The following is a 23,641-nucleotide window of genomic DNA, read 5'->3' as shown; positions in this document are numbered from 1 at the left end:
TCGCCGCTGTCAGCAAACTCTTGTACAGGTTTGCATAACGACGCTGTCATTTTTATTGATACTGCCTGTATGTAATTACTCTTTACGCGGATCAATGATCTTCACTGCGTCATCTACACGGCCATACTGTCCCTTTGCTTTCTCCCATGCATCGTTCGGTGTATCGCCTGCTTTAATAAAATCAGTGAATTTTCCAAGGCTTACGAACTGGTATCCGATGATCTCATCTTTATCATCCAGTGCAATACCTGTTACATATCCCTCTGCCATTTCCAGGTAACGAGGACCTTTTGCCAATGTTCCATACATTGTTCCCACCTGAGAACGCAGTCCTTTTCCGAGGTCTTCCAAGCCGGCACCTATCGGAAGTCCATCCTCCGAGAATGCACTCTGTGTTCTTCCGTATACGATCTGTAAAAACAATTCTCTCATTGCTGTATTGATCGCATCACAGACAAGGTCTGTATTCAACGCCTCTAAAATAGTTTTTCCCGGAAGGATCTCAGATGCCATAGCAGCAGAATGTGTCATTCCAGAACATCCAATCGTCTCTACCAGAGCTTCCTGGATGATACCGTCTTTTACATTCAGAGTCAGTTTACATGTTCCCTGCTGCGGAGCACACCAGCCGACACCATGTGTCAGACCGGAAATATCTTTGATTTCCTTTGCCTGTACCCATTTTGCTTCTTCCGGAATCGGAGCTGGTCCGTGATTAGCACCTTGAGCCACCGGACACATCATTTCTACTTCATGTGAATAAATCATGTTAAAACTCCTTTCAAATATGTATACTTTTCTACCTATACGGTACGTTGCATTTTCCGCGCAAAAACGGACGACCTTACGCCTTCTGTCGCGAAAGGTCAGCCCTGCACCATATAAAGGTATTTTCGCACAATTTTCGACATTCGTCAATCGGTACTTTATACAAGTTTGCCCTCTATCCAGGCACTTTCTCTAACATTTCAAGCAGCATTTCCAAGGCAGCCTGCACCGTTCTTTTTCGGTTTTCCATACGATCCCCTTTGAAATGACACTCCTTCACTGCTGTTTCGCCATTTACGAAACAGCCTATATAGACGAGCCCTACTGGCTTTTCTTTACTCCCGCCTCCCGGCCCTGCGATCCCTGTTGCGCTCAGCGCCGCATCTGCACCTGCCGCCTTTGCCGCTCCGCATGCCATTTCTTCTGCTGTCTGTGCGCTCACGGCGCCATAGACAGCTAATGTGTCATGCCGAACTCCTACCAGACGCTCTTTTGCCTCATTAGAATACGTCACATACCCTTCGTTTAAAACTTCTGACGCGCCTGCCGCATTGACCAATGTCCCTGCGATAAGTCCTCCGGTACAAGACTCTGCCGCAGTCACCGTCATATGCCGCCGTGCAAGTACTTCTACTACGCGTTCTTCCAGCTGCACTTTACATTCCTCCCTGGGTCAATACCTGTTTATTTTTCACAATATAATCAATCAAGGAGATCACCGTCAGCGCTAATGCTGCCCAGATAAGAACTTCCCCGATCACGTCAAATACGCCGCCGAAATCTGCGATCAAGACAATGATCATCATCATCTGAAATACCGTTTTAAATTTTCCCCAGTAACTTGCAGCGATCACAATCCCATTGTCGGACGCCACCAGGCGAAAACCACTGATGATAAATTCTCTTGCAATGATCACAATAACAATCCAAGCAGATAGTTTTTTCTGTGGGATCAGACAGATCATAGCGGAACACACAAGCAGCTTATCCGCAAGCGGATCCATAAATTTTCCGAAATTTGTCACCAGATTATACTTTCTCGCAATCTTCCCATCCAACATATCCGTAAGACTGGCGATGGCAAAAAGCACAAGAGCAATCCATTTATTTGCATCTCCCCCTACGTCCGTCAGCATAAAAAACACAAAAAAAGGAACCATGATCACTCTCAATACTGTTAATTTATTTGGTAGATTCATTCTACTAATCCTCCTATCAAATCATACTCTACAGCGCCTGTCACCTTCACTTTCGCAAAGTCTCCGGAGAGCATTATCTCCTCTGTGTTAATAAAGATCAGACCGTCCACATTCGGAGCGTCCCGATATGTACGTCCCACATAGGCATTTTCATCTGCTACTTTGCCTTCTATCATGACCAGCACTTCTTTTCCTATCATCGCTTCTTCATTTTCAAAAGCAATTTCCTGCTGCAGCTCCATCAGCTGTGCCTGCCTTTCTTCCTTGATCTCCTCTGGAATCTGATCTGGCATAGAAGCAGCAGGTGTATCTTCTTCGGCAGAATACGTAAAGACTCCCAATCTGTCGAATTCCATCTCATCCACAAACTCCATCAGTTCTTCATGCTGTTCTTCTGTCTCCCCCGGAAAGCCTGTGATCAGCGTTGTGCGCAGACAAATATCCGGGATCTCTTTACGAAGTTTTCCAATGATTTCTTTGAGTTCTGCCTTTGTGGTTCTTCTTCCCATGCGCTTTAGCACCGCATCACTGGCATGCTGTATAGGCAGATCCAAATAGTGACAGATCTTCTTTTCTTTCTTGATCACCTGGATCAACTCATCCGTGATTTCCTCCGGGTAACAATATAACAGACGTATCCACCGTATCCCCTTGATCTCACATAATTTCTTTAAAAGCAAAGGAAGCGTTTTCTGCCCATACAGATCTTTTCCGTAAAGTGTCGTCTCCTGCGCCACTAAAATGAGTTCCCTCACTCCTTGCTCTGCCAGATATTCTGCCTCTCTTATCAGACGTTCCATCGGGATACTCCTGAAATTACCGCGTATTTTAGGAATGATGCAGTAAGTACAGTGTTTATCACACCCTTCCGCGATCTTCAAATAAGCAAAATGTCCGCCTGTAGTAACCAAACGCTTTGTGTCGACCAGAGGCAATGCGTCTTTATCTTCTAGGATCAGCTCACTTTTCCCTTGCAGAGCCTCCTCCACAGCCTCTAATATTTTATCATATGCAGTAACACCGAGTACCACATCTACTTCAGGTATCTCTTCTAAGATTTCCTGACGATATCTCTGCGCCAAACATCCTGTCACGATCAGCGCCTTTAATCTACCTTCTTTTTTGTACCTTGCCATATCCAAAATATTCTGGATGCTTTCTTCCTTCGCGTCATGGATAAAGCAGCAGGTATTGACCACGATCACATCCGCCTCTGTCTCATCATCGGTCATCTGGTACCCTTTTTCATGCAAAAGTCCAAGCATAACCTCTGTATCTACTAGATTTTTATCGCAGCCAAGAGAAATAAATAACAGCTTCATCTTCTTCTCCTTCATAGTGGAAAGGACAGATACCACATGTGCATCTGCCCTTTCTTTTTATTCTTCTGCATTTTCAGCGATAATCTTCAACTTTCCTTCATTCAGTTCTTCAATTGCTATGGAAAGCGGTTTTTCTCCGTCTTTTGCATGAACAAGCGGAAGCTCTCCGTCTATCAGTTGTCTTGCCCGTTTTGATGTCGCAAGGACGATCGAGTAACGGCTGTTTACGATCTTTGTCTCTCCTTCTTCAACATCTTTATTTACCACTTTCATCAAATCTGTATAAGATGGGTGCAGCATATTTTGTCTCCTTTCTTACTTCTTCTCAAATTTCATTCAATTCAGCTTTAATTTCCTGTATAAATTCCATGTTACGGTCACTGCGCAAATGCTCTCCCTGTATGATAGAGTGCATCTTCTCGGCACATGCTCTTAAGTTGTCATTGATGATCAAATAATCATAACACTCCATTTTTTCCGCTTCCTGTGCGGCACGCTTCATACGAGATTCTATAATCTCCATAGATTCTGTTCCTCTGCCGATCAGACGTCGTTTCAATTCTTCTATAGACGGAGGTGTAACAAATAAAAGCAATGTGTCCGGGAACTTTTCTTTCACCTTCAGAGCGCCCTGGATCTCTATCTCCAAGATCACGTCTTTTCCGGCGTCCAACATTTTTTCTACGTATGCTCTTGGTGTACCGTAATAATTTTCCACATACTTAGCATACTCTATCAGTTCTTCTTTCGCAATCATTTTTTCAAATTCATCTTTTGTTTTGAAGAAATATTCTCTGCCCTCCTGTTCGCCCGCTCTTGGTTTACGGGTCGTTGCAGACACAGACAGCGCATAGGTTTCACTGTAATTTGAAAGCAATTCCTTCATAAGTGTCCCTTTTCCAGAACCGGAAAATCCAGAAACAACGATCAAAATTCCTCTTTTTCTCATATCTTTCTCCAACTTATCTATTCTATATTTTGTATCTGCTCTCTGATCTTCTCAATCTCTGTCTTTAATCCGATCGCATAATTAGATACTTCCAGATCATTTGCCTTCGACAAGATCGTGTTTGCCTCACGGTTCATCTCCTGTGCAAGGAAATCTAACTTTCTGCCGATCCCCTCTTTTTCCTCCAGTGTATTTTTCATGTGTGAAACATGGCTTCTTAATCTGACTACTTCTTCATCCGTACAGATCTTATCCGCAAATAAAACAACTTCTGCCGCGATCCGGCTTTCCTCTATCTGTGTATCGGCAAGAAGTTCTTTGACTTTATTTTCCAATTTTTCGCGATATTCTGACACAATCTCAGGCGACCTTTCCTCAACAGATGAGAGGAGGCTCTCCATACCGACCAGTTTTTCCAATATATCTTCTTTTAAATGACGTCCTTCTGCCTCTCTTGTCTCCACCAACTGTGCAAAAGCACCGGTAAGCGCCTCTTTTAAGCCTTCCCACAATTCCTCTTCATCTTCACACTGTTCTTCCAAAGTCAATACTTCTGGATACCGCGACAATGCAGATACCTTTATATCATTTTCCAGAGAAAAATCTGTCTCCATCTGTTTTAAATACTTCAAGTATTCACCCGCAAGAGCCTGGTTATACTTTAAAGCGCCTTCTCCTTCTGACAGATTTTCATAAGAAATAAATATATCTACTTTTCCCCGGTTCGCATACTGCTTCAGCAGATTCCGGATAGCCGTCTCAAAAAAGTTCAGTTTCTTAGGCATACGGATATTGACATCCAGATAGCGATGATTCACGCTTTTTAATTCTACCGTATATTTTCTGGAGTCTTTTTGTATCTCACATCTTCCATAACCAGTCATGCTTTTTATCATATATATATCCTCTGTTTTCCTATTTTAAATTTGCGTAAAACCCCTTTCTACACTTACGATATTATACCCCCTGTAATAGGATACGGTCAACCTTCTAAAAATCTTTTTTAGTATTTTCAAAAAATATGGCTGTACACAGATAAATTTTATGCTTTTCTGATGAAAATCCAAATTTCTTATGGTATCATTTGTAGGTATAATATGAAACCTTAACCCAAAAGGCAGCCTGTAACTCTTATGAGGCCCGGCATTGTCTAATACTATATGAATTGAGGATACTATATGGCTTTTGATGGAATCGTCGTGGCAAACCTTGTCCACGAATTAAAAACAGAATTACTTAATGGAAGGATCGCGAAGATAGCACAGCCGGAAACCGATGAACTGCTTCTGACGATAAAATCTGTTGCAGGGCAAAAACGGCTTTATATCTCTGCAAGCGCCTCCCTTCCATTGATCTATCTTACTGAAACAACAAAAACAAGTCCCATGACAGCGCCCAACTTCTGTATGCTCTTGAGAAAGCATATAAACGGAGGCAGAATTGTAGATATACGACAGCCCAATCTGGAGCGTATCATCTGTTTCACAATCGAGCACTTAGACGAATTAGGCGATCTGTGCCGAAAAGATCTGATCGTAGAGATCATGGGAAAACACAGCAATATCATTTTTTGTGACGGAGACGGCAGGATCATCGACAGTATCAAGCACGTTCCTGCCCAGATGAGTTCTGTCCGTGAAGTTCTGCCCGGAAGGACCTATTTCATTCCCGATACAATGCAAAAAGCAGATCCTTTGCATATAGCAGAAAAGGAATTTATCTGTCTGCTGGCAGAAAAGCCTATGCCTCTTTCCAAAGCAATATATACTAGTTTTACAGGCATCAGCCCCGTAACAGCAGAAGAGATTGCTTTTTTATCCGGCGTAGATTCCAGACTTCCTGCCAAGGATCTTTCTACAGACATCCTGCATCATTTATACACCCAGTTTTCCATTTATTTTTCTGATGTAAAAAATAAGAGTTTCACTCCCGCGATCTATTACGACGGGGAAGAGCCAAAGGAATTCTCCGCACTGCCGCTGACACATTTTTCTGCCTTAAACCGAAAAGAGTTTTCCTCTGTTTCTGCTGTATTAGAAACCTACTACGCTCTGCGCAATACACGTACCCGTATACGCCAGAAATCTGCCGATCTGCGCCATATCGTGCAGACTGCTCTGGAAAGGAACCGCAAAAAATATGACTTGCAGCTCAAGCAATTGAAAGATACGCAAAACCGTGATAAATACAAAGTATACGGAGAACTCATCCACACATATGGATACGGTCTGAAAGAAGGCGCGGAAAAATTGGATGCCCTAAATTACTATACGAATAAAATGGTATCCATTCCTCTCGACACTCAAAAAACGCCCGCTGAAAACGCACAACACTATTTTGATAAATATAACAAACAGAAACGCACCTTTGAAGCGCTCTCTCACTTGCTTAAGGAAACAAAAGAGGAGATTTTATATCTAGAGTCTATCCAGACTGCACTGGATATTGCCCTGACTGAAGAAGATTTAGCTGAGATCAAAGAAGAATTGATCCGTTCCGGTTATATGCGTCGTAAATTTACAAAGAAAAAAGTAAAGATCAAAAATCTGCCGCTCCACTATATATCCTCCGATGGTTTTCACATGTATGTGGGAAAAAACAATCTGCAAAACGACTGGCTGACCTTTGACTTTGCCGTTGGAAATGACTGGTGGTTCCATACAAAGAACGCGCCCGGTTCCCATGTGATCGTCAAATCAGAAGGACAGGAACTGCCAGATTCTACTTTTGAGGACGCAGGCCGTCTCGCCGCTTATTATTCCAGTATGAAAGGCGGAGAAAAAGTAGAGATCGACTATGTTGAGAAAAAACATGTGAAGAAACCCAAAGGCGGAAAACCCGGCTTCGTTGTCTATTACACAAATTATTCCCTCGTAATCGACAGCGACATACGAAACATTAAAAGGGCGGAGTAACATTTACTCCGCCGCTTCTTTCACTTCCACAGGCACCTGTATTTTTTCGATTTCTCCATACTTTCTGAAGACAAGTTCAATCGTAAAATCTTTTACATTTTCCCCCTGCCCATAGGAGTCATACAGACCATCCACCGCTTCTTTCATGTCTACGATCATCCTTGCCGGAAGCATTTCTTTTTTATATACATCAAAAGTCACAGGAATTTCCATATTTTCTATTGTTTCCATGTCCGGCAGTTCCAAAAGTCCAAACGCATAGATCATTTCTTTCCCCAAAAAATCTGTCAATTCTTTGCATGGAATATTTCCATACATCTGATAGCACTCTTGTCCCTCCACCTCCACAGTCTCTCCAGACAGATGAAATTCTTCCATGTGTTCTTTTGCAGACTGAAAAAAACTTTCATTGACTCCAATCTGCGCAGAAGTATCTGCTTCTTCTTTCATCCACTCTCCATAAATACTGCTGTATGTTACGTGTTTTTCTCCTTCTGTCACCTGATAAATTTCTATATCGCTGGCAACCTCCGCGCCTTTTACATGCACTTTTGCGGTTCCCTTTGCATGTCCTGCTTTTGGACGGGCAGTGGACTCCATATCCATCTCCATGGATATCCCCCTGCTGTCTACTACAGTTTCCACTCCTATATCCAGCTTCACCGTATTTGCAAAAGATTCCTCTTTCTCCATGTTTTTTGCCGCGCTGTCTACCAGCTTTTTCGATGTTTCCTGCCTGCAGCCTGTCAGGACTGTCACTCCTGTGCATAATAAAACGATCATACAAAGGACTGAAGCAATGTGTTTTTTCTTTCTATTTTGCTTCATATACTCTCTCTTTTCTAATTTCTGACAGTTTCTTGTTCCTGTCCAAGCAGATAATCAATAAACTGCTGGGCTGTCCTGCCTGTCATTCCTCCATGGGATAATTCCCACTTATTCGCTTCTAGAAGAAGCTTTTCCTCCGCCATAGTGATATTATTTGTCTTCGCCAGTTCTTTTACGATCTTCTGAAATTCTTTTTTATCCGGAGAACCAAAATAAATCGTTACGCCAAACCTTGCCACTAAAGACAGCTTTTCCTGTACTGTATCATTCGTGTGAAGTTCTTCATCTCTGTCTGCTTTATCTCTGAAAGTCTCTCTTACAAGATGCCTGCGGTTCGAGGTGGCATAGATCAAGACATTTTCCGGTTTTCGCTCCAATCCGCCTTCGATCACAGCCTTCAGGTATTTGTATTCGATTTCAAATTCTTCAAAAGACAGATCATCCATATAGATGATAAATTTATAATTTCTGTTTTTAATCTGCGCGATCACATCGTTTAAGTCTTGAAACTGATGTTTATAAACTTCGATCATGCGCAGTCCCTGATCATAATATTGATTTAAAATTGCTTTGATAGAAGAAGATTTCCCAGTCCCCGCATCGCCGTAGAGGAGACAATTATTTGCGCGGCGCCCCTCCACAAACGCTTTCGTATTATCGATCAGCTTTTTCTTGGCAATCTCATAACCGACCAGATTGTCCAGATGTACATGTGCAATATTCGTAATCGGAACGATCGATGGCTTTTCTCCTTCTTCATGTTCTATCCGAAACGCCTTGTGAAGTCCTAATTTTCCTACACCGAATTCTTTGTAAAACTCCGTCAGTTTATCCTGAAATGCTTCTATTGACTCTGCTTTTCCAAGAGATCGGCTAAGGTCGCAGATCCTGTCCCGGATACGGCGGTTAAAAATCTTGCCTCCGTTATTTCCATTTTGATAAGAAAACAATACTGACAGGCACTCTGCCTTCAGCGCATTCTCCATGGGCTGAAAATCATAATCAAATAATTCTTTAAAAATAGCGAAGTCATGTTCCGCGATCGTATTGATACTGCCCTTAACTTTACCGACAATTTCGCATGAAGTGCTGTAGGCATTCTCATCATTTGCCAGCAGAAAAGTAAGATATGTATGCCATAAGTTACCCTCAAATCCATGACTTGTAGAAATTTCTAAGATTTCATTCATGCAGTCAAAAAGAAGCCCTCGCAGATCCTCTATATTATAATAACTGTTATGATAATTCTCCATTAAAAAAGTCATATCTTTTAAGACTTTTTCATAATCCATATGCTTGTACAGCATTAGTTCGTTTGTTCTCATTGTTCTTCCTCACCTGTTAATAATTCCCCAAAATTTTTAGATTTCTTGCTTCCTCTCTGAGTCCCCGGATCGCGTTCTTCACAGCCGGTTCTGCCATATTTCCCTCAAAATCAACAAAAAAACGGTATTCCCAGTTTCTCCCTTCCATAGGACGAGATTCGATCTTTGTCATATTTAAATCGTTATATATAAAATGAGAAAGAATCGTATACAGCGACCCGCTTTCATGGGGCAATTCAAAACAAATACTGATCTTATTCGCTTCTTTTAAGAATATTTTCTGATTTGTGACCACGATAAAACGCGTCGAATTATTTGGTTCGTTATTTATTTCCTCTATCAAAGATGACAGACCGTATATCTTAGCCGCATATGCGCTGCATACAGCCGCCTGTGTTTTATCCCGATCCTCCAATATCTTTTTCGCTGCGATCGCCGTATTGACCACACTGATCTGCTGCCAGTCTGCATGTTTATCCAGAAATCTGGAAGTCTGCATCAAAGCCTCTGCCTTAGAATATACTCTCTTTATATCTGTAAGAGAAGCGCCCGGCACTCCTGCAAGAGTATTGGTAATGGGGATGACCGTCTCTGCCACAATATAATTTTCAAATTCATCCAACAGATCATACATCTCGTTTACTGCTCCCGCGGAAGAATTCTCAATAGGTAACACTGCATAGTCTGCGGCACCTTCCTCTATCGCCTCCATTGCATCACGAAATGTCCGCACATGAAAACTATTTACGTTTTTCCCAAAATATTTCTGCATTGCTGCCTGCCCATAGGCTCCTTCCACCCCTTGAAAAACAACTCTGGCAGAATCTTTTTCAAGGGAATCCACCTGAATAAACGGCAATCTTCCAAGTGCCCCTGCCGAAACAAGCTGCTGATACTGCAGTTTTCTGCTCATGGACATAAGCTGTTGATACAGCTCCTGGATCCCTTTTTTATTAAATTCCCCGGATACTTTGGACGCCACATCTGTTAGTTTATTTTTCTCCCTTGTACGGTCAAATACCTTTCGTCCAGTCTGGATCTTAAATTCCCCGACTTCACTGCAGACCTGCATCCGTTTTTCATATAATTGAACGATCTCATTGTCTATCTTATCTAATTGATCTCTTAATTCCTCAAGTGTTGCCATCCTTTTTCTCCTTTTTCAAAAACTAAATCACATTATAATACATTTCAGGCATAAAATCTACGTTTCTAACTCATACTTTTTCTTATGAAGAATAAATTTATCTTATGCGGCACCCTTGGATGGTGCATGGAAATCCTTTTTACAGGGCTTCATTCCCTGCAAAACAAAGAGCATACCCTTACGGCGCATACTTCTATCTGGATGTTCCCAATCTATGGCATGGCATGTCTTTTAGCGCCTGTCTGTCGTCTGTTAAAAGGGAGAAATCCCCTCCTGCGCGGAAGTATATATGCCTGCTGTATTTTCGCCGGCGAGTATACGACCGGTATGATCTTAAAAAAGCATCACGCCTGTCCCTGGGATTACACAGACTCTCGTTTTAATGTAAACGGCGTGATACGCTTCGACTATGCCCCGCTTTGGTTTGGAGCCGGTCTTATTTTCGAGAAATTCCTGTCCTAGATCTTGTAAATCCCCTGTTCTGAAGCTTGAAAATTTCCAGTTGAAAATCTTTTATAGATAGTATATTATTAGAGGAAGGAAATTTTCCCGCAGGTCTTTCTTCTAAGACTTGTGTTTTCAGACAGGGAGGTTACATATATGAATATCACGGAATGTATTAAAACTCGAAGAAGTATCCGCAGATACAAACCGGATCGGATCGATCATTCTATTATGGATTCTATTATTTCAACTGTTTCTTATTCCCCTTCTTGGAAAAATACCCAAATCACCCGTTATATTTTAATTGAAGACACTTCTATTTTAAAGCAGATTGCTGATCAGTATGTGCCTGCATATAATTCTAAGATCATCAGCCAGGTCCCTATGCTGGTCGCACTGACTTTTATAAAAGGGCGTTGTGGTTATGAACGAGATGGTTCTTTTTCTACCCAAAAAGGAGACCGCTGGCAGATGTTCGACGCGGGTATATGCGCGCAGTCCTTCTGTCTCGCCGCAAAAGAACAGGGTCTGGGAACTGTGATCATGGGAATTTTCGATGAAGATGGGATTGCAAGCCTTCTTGACATTCCTAAAGAACAGGAGCTGGCTGCTCTGATCGCAGTCGGATATCCAGCCATAGAACCTGAAGCTCCTCAACGCAGATCCCTGGAAGACTTGCGTACATACAGATAAAAAACTACCGGCTGTTACCGGCAAAAAATAGGAGGATATTTTATTTATGAGACATTTAATGAGTCCATTGGATTTTTCTGTGGAAGAACTGGACAAACTGTTGAATCTGGCACAGGATATTGAAAAACATCCTGAAAAATACGCACATGCCTGCGCCGGAAAGAAACTTGCCACACTGTTTTATGAACCGAGTACACGTACTCGTTTGAGCCACGAGGCGGCTATGCTGAACTTAGGCGGCAGTATCATGGGTTTTTCTTCTGCTGACTCCAGTTCTGCCGCGAAAGGGGAAAGTGTGTCTGATACGATCCGCACAATTTCCTGCTATGCAGATATATGTGCTATGCGTCATCCTAAAGAAGGTGCCCCGATGGTAGCCAGCCAACATTCCTCGATCCCAGTCATCAATGCCGGGGACGGCGGACATCAGCATCCTACGCAGACCCTGACTGACCTCTTGACAATCTTAAACGTCAAAGGACGGCTTGACAACATGACCATCGGTCTGTGCGGCGACTTAAAATTCGGACGTACCGTTCATTCTCTCATCCATGCTCTTGTGCGCTATCCCGGCATCCGTTTTATTCTTATTTCACCAGAAGAGTTGCGCCTGCCTGGATATATGCGTCACGATGTATTGGATAAACTGAACATTCCTTATAAAGAGGTTGTCCGTCTGGAAGAAGCTATGCCTGAACTTGATATTTTATATATGACACGAGTCCAAAGAGAGCGCTTTTTCAACGAAGAAGATTATGTTCGCATGAAAGATTTCTATATATTGGATCAAAAGAAAATGCGCCTGGCTCCTTCTGACATGTATGTTCTCCATCCGCTTCCGCGTGTCAATGAAATAAGCGTTGAAGTGGATGACGATCCCAGAGCAGCATATTTTAAGCAGGTGCAGTACGGCGTTTATGTGCGCATGGCTTTGATCCTCACTCTGCTTGATATTCATGTAGACTAACGTAAAGGAGATAATTATGGTTAAAAATACTTTAAATGTAGGACGTATTTCTGAAGGTTTTGTACTCGACCATATTGAGGCCGGCAAAAGTATGGAAATCTACAAATATTTGCATTTGGATAAATTAGACTGTTGTGTCGCGATCATTAAAAATGCAAAAAGCACAAAAATGGGAAAAAAGGATATTATGAAGATCGAATGCCCCATTGACTTCATGGATCTGGATATACTTGGATTCATCGATCATAACATCACAGTAAACATCATTGAGAATGAAGAGATCGTGTCTAAAAAAGAACTTCATCTTCCAAAAGAGATCACCAATGTCATCCGCTGTAAAAACCCGAGATGCATCACTTCCATTGAACAAGGCCTAGATCATGTTTTCGTCCTGACAGATGAAGAAAAACAGACATACCGTTGTAAATACTGCGAAGAAAAATATAGTTTGTAATTATATATTTAACGAAGCAACAAGCAGTGCGAAAAGAACAGCTCATGCCCTGTATCATACTTGCATGTAAACAGGGTGTGAGCTGTTCTTTTTCATTCGGCGATAGCCAATAACGAAATAAAGCGTAAGCGGAATTGAGCTAACACTACGGAAGTATTCGAAAGAATGATTGTGTGATAACTGTATATTAAGCAAGACGATAAGCCGGGTTATGTCGTTGGACAATCATCTATCTAGGCCCAGCGTCGCCGCGGGGCTCAAGCGACTTACCTGAAGCGTGACGGGCCGCCACATCGCTTCTGTCTAGTCTTGCTTCGGATGGGGTTTACATATGCCCTTCCTGTTACCAGCAAGGCGGTAGTCTCTTACACTGCCTTTCCACCCTTACCAGCTGACAGTTCCCAGGTATACCCTGAAAACGCTCACTGGCGGTTTATTTCTGTTGCACTTTCCTTGGAGTCACCTCCACCGGACGTTATCCGGCATCCTGCCCTATGAAGCCCGGACTTTCCTCGTCTGCTGCCTGCGCAGTCAGCCGCGATTGTCTGTCTTACTTAACACAATTTCAAATTATACTATAACTTCCTCTACATGTCTACCCCTTCATCCACGATCAATGCTGTTCCGTCCGCCGCTGTCGTCGCCAGTGTATCACAGCGTTCATTCTGTGGATGTCCGTCATGCCCCTTTACCCAGCAAAAACGCACCTGATGCTTCTCCTTAGCAGACAGCAGCCTCTTCCACAGATCTATATTTTTTACCGGTTCATTTTTTCCTCGTTTCCAGCCCTTTTTCAGCCAACTGTCCACCCAGTGCTGATTAAAAGCATCTACCACATATTTTGAATCCGAATATACCTCCACTTCACACGCACGGTTCAGTGCCTCCAGTCCGGCGATCACCGCCATCAGTTCCATCCGGTTATTGGTCGTGCGGACATACCCCTGCGATAACTCTTTTATATGCAATTCTCCTTTTGTATCTACATACTCCAATACGGTTCCATATCCCCCCGGTCCATCTGGGTTCCCCCGTGCAGCGCCATCTGTATATATTTTCACAAGCATACGCTTTATTCCTTTCTTTTCACTGATTCATTCTACAGTTCATTCTCTATTCTAAAGAAAATATCTGTCCTTCTTTTTCTATAATCTGGATCTTATCCAAATACTCCTTTGTGCACTGCTCAAGAGACAGCCTGTGAAAAATATCATACTTTTCCCAAAAATGCATCGGGAATACCACTTTTGTATCTGTTCTTTTCATAAAGCAGTCCAATCCTAAACAATACTGTTCTCCTAGTCTGGGATCCACTGGTACAAAGGCAACATCTATTTTCTCTTTCTGCAGTTTATTAATCTCCTGCTGATAAGATCTTCTCATCTGTGTGTTATACTTCTGGGTTTCTCCTTCCCAATGCCACCAGTTTAAATCCCCTGCATGATAGATCGTTTTCCCCGCATAATGGAGCAGAAAAGCCACCCCTTCATCTGTAGAACGCAGTGTCTCTATCCTAAGTCTTCCTATCCTTCTTTGCTCTCCCGGATTTACAAAGAGAATGTTGCCTTTCTCATTTACCTGTATATCGGCAGAAAGAATATACTGGATCTTCGGAATCGTTTCCTGCAGTATAAAAATCTCTTTCTGAAAATGATCGTAATGCGCATGGCTTGCAAATACATAGAACTCCTTTTTCGTATCGATCTTCGGAAGCTCCCCTTTATAATAATCAAACAGGAAATACGCTGTTTCCATTTCAACAAGAAAACCACTGTGTGCTAAATATAGTACTTTCATCATATCTTCATTGTCTCCACTATCTGCACCAATTCCGGAAGGATATATTCCAATCCTTCTTTTGCTGCTTTTGCACTGTCCGGAAGGTTCACGATCAGCGTCTTTTTTCTGATGCCGGCAGCACTGCGATCTAACAGCGCTTTTTTGGAATATCGGATCATATATGCCCGTACCGCTTCCGGTATTCCGGGGAGCAGCCTGTCCGCAGCCTCTGCCAGGGCATCCGGCGCACAATCTGAAGCCCTGTATCCGCAGGCTCCCGTTGTCAGTATCAGATCTACGGCTCCTGTGTCCGCAAGCTTGCGCAGGACAGATGACACTAACGCTTTTTCCTGTGGAAGGGCTCCCACTGCTTTTACTTCAAACCCCACCTGAACAAGCATTCTCTTCATCGCTGCTGCTGACGCACTTTCTGCCTTTGCTTTATACATACCTGTATCCACTATAAATATTGCTGCTTTCATCTTTTTGTACCCCTTTCTATACTTTTGTTCTCCCCGTTTGTCTGTCTTCACTCTCCCAAGATCCGTCTGACCGTCTTTTCTGCCTCTCTGTATATTTCATCCCTCGATGAGTCCAGATAAAACTCTCCGTCTCGATACAGTACTTTTCCCGCGATCATTGTCATCTTTACATTCTGCTTGCTGCCGCTGTATACCAAATTTTTCTCGATATGCTGCATAGGCTGCATGTTCGGCTGTTTTAGATCGATCAAGATCATATCTGCCTTTTTCCCGACTTCCAGTGTATCACATTCCGTCAGCCCCATAGCATGTGCTCCATTTACAGTCGCCATTTTAAGCACTTCCAACGCAGGCACCGCCTCTGGATCCTCGCAGACAACTTTCTGCAGCCCCGTTACCAAAAACATCTCCCGGAACATATCCAGGCAATTGTTGCTTGCCGGTCCGTCTGTCCCGATAGCAATAGGAATCTGCATATCAAGATACTTTTTGATCGGGGCAATACCGCTTGCCAGCTTTAAATTAGATGCCGGATTGGTCACGATATAGAGCCCTCTGTTTTTTACAACATCAAAATCCGCATCTTCCATATGCACGCCATGAAAAAGTCCGCCACCGTACTGGAACAAGCCTAAAGAATCCATATAAACAGGAGGGGTCATCCCCGTTCTGTTTTTACAGTCCTCGACTTCCTGCTTTGTCTCCGAACAATGAACATAAACAGGCGCTTTATACTTAGCGGCAAGGGCTGCGATTCCTTCCATCTTCTCCCTGGAGGTCGTATACTCTGCGTGAAAACCTAACTGATAAGAGATGAGCTTGGACTTGTCCTGATTATATGTCAGATAGTCTGCTTCCACCTGCTCTATTGTCCCGCCAAAATCATTAATGCTTTCGCAGAATACATTTCGAAAACCTGCATCCTGCGCTGCACGTGCACCGTCTGCCCGGTACATGTACATATCGAACATGGCGGTTATCCCGCTTGTCAGATATTCCAGAATCGCCAGTTTAGTAAGCCAGTATACATCTTCCCCCGTAAGGCACGCCTCCGCCGGAAAAACCTTCTTATGTAGCCAGTCATCCAGCTTCATATCATCTGCATGCGATCTTAAAAAAGTCATCGCAGAATGTGTATGTGCATTTTTGAATCCCGGCATCAATAGATTCTGCTCCCCATCGATCTCCAGATCCCATTTTCTGTTTTCTTCGTTCCTAGGCTGTCCTACATAAACGATTCTATCGTCTTCTATCCAGACTTCTCCGACTATCCTCTTCCTGCCTTCCTCCATCGTCAAAATCTGCACATTATAAATTCTTGTGTTCATCTTCATTTTCTCCCTCATGCAGCTTTATAATAGTCTTTGTCACGAGTCGTTCAAATTCCTCCGCACGCTTATCCGCCACTGCCTGTACATCCAGATGACGCAATTCTTCTGTCGAAATCCCGCTCGCCATATTGGATATGCAGGATATGCCGCACACACATATACCTGCATGCCGTGCCGCCAGCGCCTCGCATGCAGTACTCATTCCCACAGCATCCGCACCAACGGCAGCATACATTTTGATTTCCGCCGGACTCTCAAAATTAGGGCCGCTCGTCTGTACATACACTCCTTTTTGAAGTGGAATCTTTTCTTCTTTTGCTGTCCTTGCGATCACTTCCTGTAATTCTTTATCATAAATCTGTGTCATATCCGGGAAACGCTCGCCTAATTCTTCTATATTTGCTCCAATCAAGGGAGACGGTACAAAGCTAGATATCTGATCTGTTATCATCATGAAATCGCCGACTGAAAAGTTCTGATTGATCCCGCCTGCGGCATTTGTCAGAAATAAAGCTTTTATGCCCATCATCTTCATCAGGCGTACAGGCAAGACAACTTCCTCCATGGAATACCCTTCATAATAATGTACTCTGCCTTTCATCACCATAGCCGGAGTATCTCCTATGTAGCCCAAAAGGAATCTTCCGTCATGTCCCTGCACTGTAGAAACTGGGAACTCCGGGATATCTCCATATGGTATCTCGCATTCTACTTTCATATTTTTTGCATATCCGCCAAGTCCGGAACCGAGTATCAGCCCCACTTCCGGTTTAAAATCTGTCACTGACCTACAGTATTCATAGCAACGTTTTATCCGTTTATATTGTCTGCTCATGTGCTTTCACTCCTTTTTTCAGCTTATAAGTATTGTACTACATAATGATCATTTTCACCATAAAAGTTTTTGTTTTCCTTTTCCTGGACACCTCATATGATGATACACACAAGCCCTCCATTGCTGTCATTGACGATCTTCTGCATGGAATCTTGTAATTTCACTTGACTTTCCTCGTTGATCATCGTGATTTTGTTTCTCATCCCGTCCATAACAAGTTCTTCGATCGACTTACCAAAAATATTTGTTCCCCATATTCCTTGTGGTGTCTCACTCTCCGTTTTAATATATTCGACCAGATCTTCGGCTTGTTTTTCATTGCCGACGATCGGTGCGATCTCCGTCTCTATGACTGCACGGATCATATGAATAGAGGGCGCTTCTGAATGAATCTTTACACCGTACTTACTTCCCTGTTTTATAATAACCGGTTCATCCAATATAATATCTTCCTTTTTCGGGCTTACGACCCCATATCCCTTCCGCTTCACATCTGCAAACGCATCTTTGATCTGCGTATATTCTTCCTTCATCGCTGAAAGTTCTTTCATCGCCGCGATCAATTCATATTCTCCTTTGATCTGGGCACCTGTCAGTTCACTCAGCACTTCATAATAGTATTGTTGTTTGAAATCAATCCGTATGCGGATACAGCCTGTATCCATTTCTACTTTCTCTATCGCGGCTTTCTCTATGTATGCACTCTCCTTAAGTTCCGGCTGGCTAAGAGCACTTCGTATATCCTTCATACCTTGCATAAATGCCTGCGCATTTTCCAAGACATCTTTCTTGATCTTATGTTCTCTGGAGAGCATCTCTACCCATTTAGGGATAAAAAATTCTACTTCCGAGATTGGAAATTCATAGAGCACCTGCTGCATGATATCATGAATATCCTCTGCTTTTAGCTGTTCACAATTTACCGGTACAACTGTAACTCCATACTTCTGGCTTAATTCTTCTTTTAACTCCTTTGCTTCCTGGGTATAGGGCTTTAAACAATTCAGCAAAATAACAAAAGGCTTCCCAATACTTTTCAATTCCCGGACTGTCTGTTCTTCTGCGTCTATATAATTTTCTCTGGGAATCTCCCCAATACTGCCATCCGTAGTCACCACGACTCCTATCGTCGCATGGTCATGGATCACCTTTTGAGTGCCGATCGCCGCCGCCTTAGTAAACGGGATCTCATACTCAAACCAAGGTGTCTTAACCTGACGTTCTTCACCTTTTTCAGTATGTCCCGACGCTCCCTCTACCATATATCCCACACAGTCTATAAGACGGATCTTCACTTGTACGTCTTCCGAAAGATCTACGGTGGCCGCCTCTTTAGGCACAAACTTAGGTTCTGTCGTCATGATCGTCGCACCGGAAGCTGACTGCGGCAGTTCATCCTGTGTTCTTTCCTTTGCGTGTTCATCCGTCATATTGGGGAGCACCAAAAGATCCATAAACCTTTTAATAAAGGTAGATTTTCCTGTCCTTACCGGCCCTACTACCCCAATATAGATTTCTCCGTTTGTCCGTGCTTTCATATCTTTGTATACTTGAAATGAATCCATAAAAATACCCCCTTATTCTGCTGATAACAATCTATGCTTACAAGGGGGTATTTATTCTGCTTTTTTATTCTTTACAAAATTCTTTCTTTATTCTTCCCAGGGTAATTCTTCATGTTCGCTCTTTGATGCTCTCTGCATCAATTCATCTACTGCCTGTGCAGGATCTTTTCCTTCAAACAACACAGCATTGACCTGCTCTACGATCGGCATGGACACTTCGTATCGTTCCGCCAGTTTTTTTGCCGCTTTTGCGGAATAGACGCCTTCCACGACCATCTTAACTTCCTCACATGCCTCCTGCATAGTTCTTCCCTGCCCGATCAAATATCCTGCCTTTCTGTTTCTGCTGTGTACACTGGCACAGGTCACAATGAGATCTCCTATTCCGGTCAGACCAGTGAAACTTTCTATCTTACCGCCCATCCTGACACCCAGTCTTGCAATCTCTGCAATTCCTCTTGTGATCAAAGCCGCCTTTGTATTGTCTCCGTATCCCAGCCCGTCCGCAATGCCGGCCGCAAGAGCAATGACATTTTTCAGTGATCCACCTAGTTCAATTCCTAAAATATCCGGACTTATATATACCCGGAATACCCTGCTGATAAACATAGACTGTAAATACAGCGCTGTCTGCTTTGACTTTGCGCCGATCACACAGGTCGTCGGGAGCTTTCTCCCTACTTCCTCCGCATGGCTGGGTCCTGACAATACAGCGACATCCGCCTGCGGTATTTCCTGTTCAATCTGCCGGGACAAAGTCAACAATGTAGTTTCTTCAATTCCTTTTGCTACATCTACGATGATCTGACCTTCTTTGACATATGGGCACATCTTCTTTGCAGTTGCCCGCGTAAAAGGCGAAGGCACGGCAAGGACGAGAAAATCTTTGCCAATGATCCCTTCTTCCAGACTATTTGTAATGCGCATGCTTTCCGGAAGCTTGACACCTGGCAGCTTTGCTTTATGTTCCCGCTCTTGCTGCAGCATCTTTACTTCTTCTTTATCAATAGACCAAACAGTAACCTGATGTCCATTGTCACTTAAAAGTACCGATAAGGCTGTCCCCCAGCTTCCTGCTCCAAGAATTCCTACATTTGCCATCTTTTTACTCCTTTTTCTTTGAACCAAATTTATTCTCTGTCCCTGCCAGCAGTCTTTTGATATTATCCTTATGCCTGTACCAGGCGAGAACCATCAGCGCAAACACAAGTATATACAATTCATACAAATACATGGCTTCCATGTCAAAGCATCCCAGTTGTCCGCAGACTACAACCTCTAAAAAAAACATGGACGATGCCAGAAGGGAACCTAGAGATATGTATCTTGTGAAAAGCACGGCGATCAAAAATGCTGCCAGTGGGATCAAAGCCATCCAAACTTTCGTAGAAATGACAAGTCCTGCCAGCACAGCGATTCCTTTTCCACCTTTAAATTTTAAATAAAAAGGAAAATTGTGCCCCAACGTTGCTCCAACCCCTGCATACATTGCCAAAAGTGGAAGGCACTCGCTTCCTCTGTATAGATAACGCACGAGCAAGATTGCTATCACACATTTTAGTACATCCCCTGCAAAAGTCATAAGCCCTGCTTTCCACCCCAGAACCCGCAGGGCGTTGGTAGAGCCGGCGTTTCCACTTCCTTTCTGCCGGATGTCGATATGGTTCATTTTTCCTACTAAATATCCTGTCTGCAAAAGTCCGCACAGGTATCCGATCACAAGACAAATTAACCGCTCCATTCTCTACTGCTCCTTTTCCTTTCTTTCTCTGATAAAAAATTTTAAGGAAGTACCTCTGAAACCAAAGGCCTCTCGAATTTTATTTTCCAGATACCTTGTATAAGAAAAATGCATCAGTTCCTTATCATTTACAAAAATAACAAAAGTAGGCGGTTTTACGGAAACCTGTGTAATATAGTACAATTTTAGACGTTTTCCTTTGTCTGAAGGCGGCTGCTGCATTGCCACTGCTTCTGTCATGATCTCATTTAATACTCCTGTAGCGATCCTAAGGGTCTGATTCTGTATCACCATATCGATCGTATCAAAAAGTTTATGCAGACGCTGTCCTGTTTTGGCAGACACATACAAGATTTCTGCATAGGACAGATAAGATAATGTCTGTCTGACACGAGCCTCAAATTCCCGCATTGTTCTGTCATTTTTCTCGATAGCGTCCCACTTATTGACAACTATGATGATCCCCTTTCCTCTTTCATGTGCGATTCCGGCAATTTTTGCATCCTGCTCGGTCACTCCTTCTGAAGCGTCGATCACCACAAGGACCACATCTGCTCGCTCCACAGCGGTCACAGTCCGTATGATACTATATCTTTCTAATTCTTCTTTGATCTTATTCTTACGGCGCAGCCCGGCAGTATCTATAAAAACGTACTCCTGTCCGTCATGTATGACCTCTGTGTCCACGGCATCTCTTGTCGTACCTGCTATGTCGGATACGATCACGCGGTTTTCCCCTATAAGCTTATTGATAATAGAGGATTTCCCCACATTTGGCTTTCCTACGATCGCAATACGCGGACGATCATCTTCTGTTTCTTCTTTCACATCATCTAAAAAATGGGAAACCACTGCATCTAGCATATCGCCGATCCCCAGACGTGATGCTGCTGAGATCGGAATCGGATCTCCGATTCCAAGGTTATAAAATTCATATACATCTGGCATATATTTTTCAAAGTTATCTACTTTATTTACACAAAGAAGTACCGGCTTGCCTGAACGGCGCAGCATATCTGCCACTTTAGAATCTGCGTCTACAACTCCCTGTCTCACATCTGTAATAAAGATGATGACATCCGCCGTATCGATCGCGATCTGTGCCTGCTCCCGCATCTGTGAAAGGATGATATCCTTACTGTCCGGTTCTATTCCTCCTGTATCGATCATTGTAAATTCCCAATCTAGCCAGGATACGTCTGCATAGATCCTGTCTCTTGTAACACCGGGAGTATCTTTTACAATAGAGATCATTTCCCCTGCCAGGGCATTAAATAATGTAGATTTTCCTACATTTGGTCTGCCTACAATCGCAACTACTGGTTTACTCATGATTATTTATTACCTTCCTGATCCAAATTATCTCTTCACCTGTTCTCTCTTTCTTGTGCAGCCTCGTTCTTACAGAGTACTGCGGCAAGTAAATCCTGTCCGCTTGATTTTACAATATATACCGGAACTTGTAAAGCATCAGCCACTTCTTCTACTGTAAAATCATCTAAAAAGGTATTTTCCTGCACCCGCAGCATATTACAGGGCAGAAGCAGCCTTTCTCCCAACCTTTTTCCCTTTAGCTGCGCCACCAGATCCTGACCTGTTATAAGACCTGATACCGTGATGCGCTCCCCAAAGAAATCATTGCGTATAGGATAAATATGGATATCTTTATTAGGAAATTTTTCCTTTACTTTTTCCATCATTGCTTCCAGATACGGCGCCATCAATTTTCCTGTCGCGATAGAAAGTTCCCCTGTCTCTTCATCTCCTTCTATATATGCCAGCTCCTTGTCAAACTCATTTAGAAGAAGCCTGACCATCCCCACTCCGTTTTCCAGCTGCGGATAGCCGTCATAGCGTTCTTCCTCCGGTAATTCCTTTTCCGCAAGAAGATACCATTCATCTCCTGCATGGATAAAGTGTGTGCCGTATTCCTCATATAGCTTTTTCTGCCAGCAGTGAATGAGCTCCAGCACCTGTCTGGCATCCTCCTTTTGAAATGGTTCCAAAGGATACAGACCCTCTCTGTATTTCGTGAGCCCTACGGGTACGACAGATACACTCTTAAGCTGCGGCATATATTCCGTCAAATCCCGGATCGTGCGTTCTAATTCTGCCCCGTCATTGATGCCTTTACACAGTACGATCTGTCCGTTCATCTCGATATCCCCTCTGCAAAGTATATCGACCTTTTTCAATGCCTCCCCGGCAAATCGGTTGTGCAGCATCTTACACCTCAGCTGTGGATTCGTCGTATGAAATGAAATATTAACCGGACCCAACCTGTATCTGACAATCCTCTCTACATCTTCTTCACTCATATTTGTAAGTGTAATGTAATTCCCCTGCAAAAAGGAAAGTCTGGCATCATCATCTTTAAAATATAATGTTTCCCTCATCCCTTTTGGCATCTGGTCGATAAAACAAAACATACACTTATTTCTGCAGGATCGGTATTCATCCATCAGCCCCTGCTCAAACTCAATCCCCAGTTCTTCGTCTGCTTCCTTTTCAATTTCCAGTTCCCATTGTTCTCCATTCATCTTTTCGATCAAGAGAACGATATTTTCTTCTCCTGTCAGGAAATAATAATCAAATACATCCCGGATCTCTTGTCCATCTATTGCGAGCAGTTTATCTCCTGATCCAATCTGCATCTCCTCGGCGATACTGCCCGGACGTACGGCTTTTACTCTATGTTCGTGCTTTTCTTTTTTCAATTTCTAACGTTCCTTTCCCGTCACCTGTGCTGCTGTCTAACCTTTCCATTTATACAGCCGGCTTTTCAAAAGTACTATATAGCATAGTATACCCTTTCTTTATACGTTAAACAGTATAACATAATTCCTGTTCCATTCAAAGCAATGCTTGAATTTACCGTAAAAAAATGATATAAACAT

General features: G+C 43.0%; 25 protein-coding genes and 1 other RNA gene. 5 read left to right on the top strand and 21 right to left on the bottom strand.

The window, feature by feature from the left end:
• Window positions 1–75: 75 nt before the first annotated feature.
• The 7 genes from BN3282_RS11615 to BN3282_RS11585 all read right to left on the bottom strand — a co-directional run bounded on the left by BN3282_RS11615 (window position 76) and on the right by BN3282_RS11585 (window position 5,134).
• Complete coding sequence (locus BN3282_RS11615; protein ID WP_059069365.1) at window positions 76–768, bottom strand: iron-sulfur cluster assembly scaffold protein; 693 nt, start codon at window positions 766–768, stop codon at window positions 76–78.
• A 175-nt stretch (window positions 769–943) separates the two neighbouring features.
• Entirely contained in the window at window positions 944–1,423 is a 480-nt protein-coding gene (locus BN3282_RS11610; protein ID WP_059069364.1) for a CinA family protein, read from the bottom strand.
• 1 nt (window position 1,424) lies between these two features.
• Window positions 1,425–1,967 (bottom strand): CDP-diacylglycerol--glycerol-3-phosphate 3-phosphatidyltransferase, encoded by a 543-nt coding sequence (gene pgsA / locus BN3282_RS11605; RefSeq protein ID WP_059069363.1) that lies wholly within the window; start codon window positions 1,965–1,967, stop codon window positions 1,425–1,427.
• Complete coding sequence (rimO, locus tag BN3282_RS11600) at window positions 1,964–3,289, bottom strand: 30S ribosomal protein S12 methylthiotransferase RimO (protein WP_059069361.1); 1,326 nt, start codon at window positions 3,287–3,289, stop codon at window positions 1,964–1,966. The genes pgsA and rimO overlap by 4 nt, the downstream gene beginning before the upstream one ends.
• A 57-nt stretch (window positions 3,290–3,346) precedes the next feature.
• Window positions 3,347–3,589, bottom strand: a complete 243-nt coding sequence (rpoZ, locus tag BN3282_RS11595; protein ID WP_059069359.1) for a DNA-directed RNA polymerase subunit omega — start codon at window positions 3,587–3,589, stop codon at window positions 3,347–3,349.
• 25 nt (window positions 3,590–3,614) lie between these two features.
• Complete coding sequence (gene gmk / locus BN3282_RS11590) at window positions 3,615–4,238, bottom strand: guanylate kinase (protein WP_059069357.1); 624 nt, start codon at window positions 4,236–4,238, stop codon at window positions 3,615–3,617.
• Between the two features lie 17 nt (window positions 4,239–4,255).
• Window positions 4,256–5,134 (bottom strand): YicC/YloC family endoribonuclease, encoded by an 879-nt coding sequence (locus tag BN3282_RS11585; RefSeq protein WP_059069355.1) that lies wholly within the window; start codon window positions 5,132–5,134, stop codon window positions 4,256–4,258.
• Between the two features lie 282 nt (window positions 5,135–5,416).
• Here BN3282_RS11585 and BN3282_RS11580 point away from each other — a divergent pair, with 282 nt between their 5' ends.
• Entirely contained in the window at window positions 5,417–7,153 is a 1,737-nt protein-coding gene (locus BN3282_RS11580) for an Rqc2 family fibronectin-binding protein (protein ID WP_059069353.1), read from the top strand.
• A gap of 3 nt (window positions 7,154–7,156) precedes the next feature.
• On the opposite strand, the gene BN3282_RS11575 is transcribed toward BN3282_RS11580, so the two are convergent.
• Genes BN3282_RS11575 through pheA form a run of 3 tightly spaced genes read right to left on the bottom strand, consistent with a single transcriptional unit; the run spans window position 7,157 to window position 10,453 of the window.
• A complete protein-coding gene (locus tag BN3282_RS11575) occupies window positions 7,157–7,981 on the bottom strand; it encodes a DUF6612 family protein (RefSeq protein WP_059069351.1) in 825 nt (274 codons plus the stop codon).
• A 14-nt stretch (window positions 7,982–7,995) separates the two neighbouring features.
• Window positions 7,996–9,306: an ATP-binding protein gene (locus BN3282_RS11570; RefSeq protein WP_059069349.1), complete on the bottom strand. Its 1,311-nt coding sequence runs from the start codon at window positions 9,304–9,306 to the stop codon at window positions 7,996–7,998.
• Window positions 9,307–9,322: 16 nt separating this feature from the next.
• Window positions 9,323–10,453, bottom strand: coding sequence for a prephenate dehydratase (gene pheA, locus BN3282_RS11565; RefSeq protein WP_059069347.1), 1,131 nt, complete (start codon window positions 10,451–10,453; stop codon window positions 9,323–9,325).
• 84 nt (window positions 10,454–10,537) lie between these two features.
• On the opposite strand from pheA, the gene BN3282_RS11560 reads away from it, so the two are divergent.
• From BN3282_RS11560 to BN3282_RS11545, 4 genes are all read left to right on the top strand, one after another.
• A complete protein-coding gene (locus BN3282_RS11560) occupies window positions 10,538–10,915 on the top strand; it encodes a putative ABC transporter permease (protein WP_082667535.1) in 378 nt (125 codons plus the stop codon).
• Window positions 10,916–11,053: 138 nt separating this feature from the next.
• Window positions 11,054–11,590: a nitroreductase family protein gene (locus tag BN3282_RS11555; RefSeq protein ID WP_059069344.1), complete on the top strand. Its 537-nt coding sequence runs from the start codon at window positions 11,054–11,056 to the stop codon at window positions 11,588–11,590.
• Window positions 11,591–11,636: 46 nt separating this feature from the next.
• Entirely contained in the window at window positions 11,637–12,557 is a 921-nt protein-coding gene (gene pyrB, locus BN3282_RS11550; protein WP_059069342.1) for an aspartate carbamoyltransferase, read from the top strand.
• A 16-nt stretch (window positions 12,558–12,573) separates the two neighbouring features.
• The gene (locus BN3282_RS11545; RefSeq protein WP_059069339.1) at window positions 12,574–13,011 is read left to right on the top strand and encodes an aspartate carbamoyltransferase regulatory subunit; all 438 of its coding nucleotides are present in this window, start codon (window positions 12,574–12,576) and stop codon (window positions 13,009–13,011) included.
• Between the two features lie 184 nt (window positions 13,012–13,195).
• On the opposite strand, the gene rnpB is transcribed toward BN3282_RS11545, so the two are convergent.
• From rnpB to BN3282_RS11495, 11 genes are all read right to left on the bottom strand, one after another.
• Window positions 13,196–13,568, bottom strand: an RNA gene (gene rnpB / locus BN3282_RS14480) — RNase P RNA component class A.
• 30 nt (window positions 13,569–13,598) lie between these two features.
• Window positions 13,599–14,078, bottom strand: coding sequence for a ribonuclease HI (gene rnhA / locus BN3282_RS11540; RefSeq protein WP_059069337.1), 480 nt, complete (start codon window positions 14,076–14,078; stop codon window positions 13,599–13,601).
• Window positions 14,079–14,124: 46 nt separating this feature from the next.
• A complete protein-coding gene (locus tag BN3282_RS11535; protein ID WP_059069335.1) occupies window positions 14,125–14,811 on the bottom strand; it encodes an MBL fold metallo-hydrolase in 687 nt (228 codons plus the stop codon).
• Window positions 14,808–15,272, bottom strand: coding sequence for a MogA/MoaB family molybdenum cofactor biosynthesis protein (locus BN3282_RS11530; protein ID WP_059070431.1), 465 nt, complete (start codon window positions 15,270–15,272; stop codon window positions 14,808–14,810). Before BN3282_RS11530 ends, BN3282_RS11535 begins: the two co-directional genes overlap by 4 nt.
• Before the next feature lie 47 nt (window positions 15,273–15,319).
• Window positions 15,320–16,600, bottom strand: a complete 1,281-nt coding sequence (locus BN3282_RS11525; protein ID WP_059069333.1) for an amidohydrolase — start codon at window positions 16,598–16,600, stop codon at window positions 15,320–15,322.
• Window positions 16,581–17,438 (bottom strand): purine-nucleoside phosphorylase, encoded by an 858-nt coding sequence (locus tag BN3282_RS11520; protein WP_059069331.1) that lies wholly within the window; start codon window positions 17,436–17,438, stop codon window positions 16,581–16,583. Before BN3282_RS11520 ends, BN3282_RS11525 begins: the two co-directional genes overlap by 20 nt.
• Window positions 17,439–17,530: 92 nt before the next feature.
• Complete coding sequence (gene spoIVA / locus BN3282_RS11515) at window positions 17,531–19,003, bottom strand: stage IV sporulation protein A (protein WP_059069329.1); 1,473 nt, start codon at window positions 19,001–19,003, stop codon at window positions 17,531–17,533.
• An 87-nt stretch (window positions 19,004–19,090) separates the two neighbouring features.
• Window positions 19,091–20,104 carry an NAD(P)H-dependent glycerol-3-phosphate dehydrogenase gene (locus tag BN3282_RS11510; RefSeq protein ID WP_059069327.1) on the bottom strand — a complete coding sequence of 338 codons (1,014 nt, stop codon included), beginning with the start codon at window positions 20,102–20,104 and terminating at the stop codon, window positions 19,091–19,093.
• Window positions 20,105–20,108: 4 nt separating this feature from the next.
• Window positions 20,109–20,744: a glycerol-3-phosphate 1-O-acyltransferase PlsY gene (plsY, locus tag BN3282_RS11505; protein ID WP_059069325.1), complete on the bottom strand. Its 636-nt coding sequence runs from the start codon at window positions 20,742–20,744 to the stop codon at window positions 20,109–20,111.
• A 3-nt stretch (window positions 20,745–20,747) separates the two neighbouring features.
• Window positions 20,748–22,076: a ribosome biogenesis GTPase Der gene (gene der / locus BN3282_RS11500; protein WP_059069323.1), complete on the bottom strand. Its 1,329-nt coding sequence runs from the start codon at window positions 22,074–22,076 to the stop codon at window positions 20,748–20,750.
• Between the two features lie 35 nt (window positions 22,077–22,111).
• On the bottom strand, window positions 22,112–23,461 hold the full coding sequence (locus BN3282_RS11495) for a DUF512 domain-containing protein (protein WP_059069321.1): 1,350 nt from the start codon (window positions 23,459–23,461) through the stop codon (window positions 22,112–22,114).
• Between the last annotated feature and the right edge of the window lie 180 nt (window positions 23,462–23,641).

This window comes from Mediterraneibacter massiliensis (genome assembly GCF_001487105.1).
Lineage (GTDB): Bacteria > Bacillota > Clostridia > Lachnospirales > Lachnospiraceae > Mediterraneibacter > Mediterraneibacter massiliensis.
Note: the sequence above shows the minus strand (reverse complement) of the source record. Positions and strands in the feature narration are given on the sequence as shown.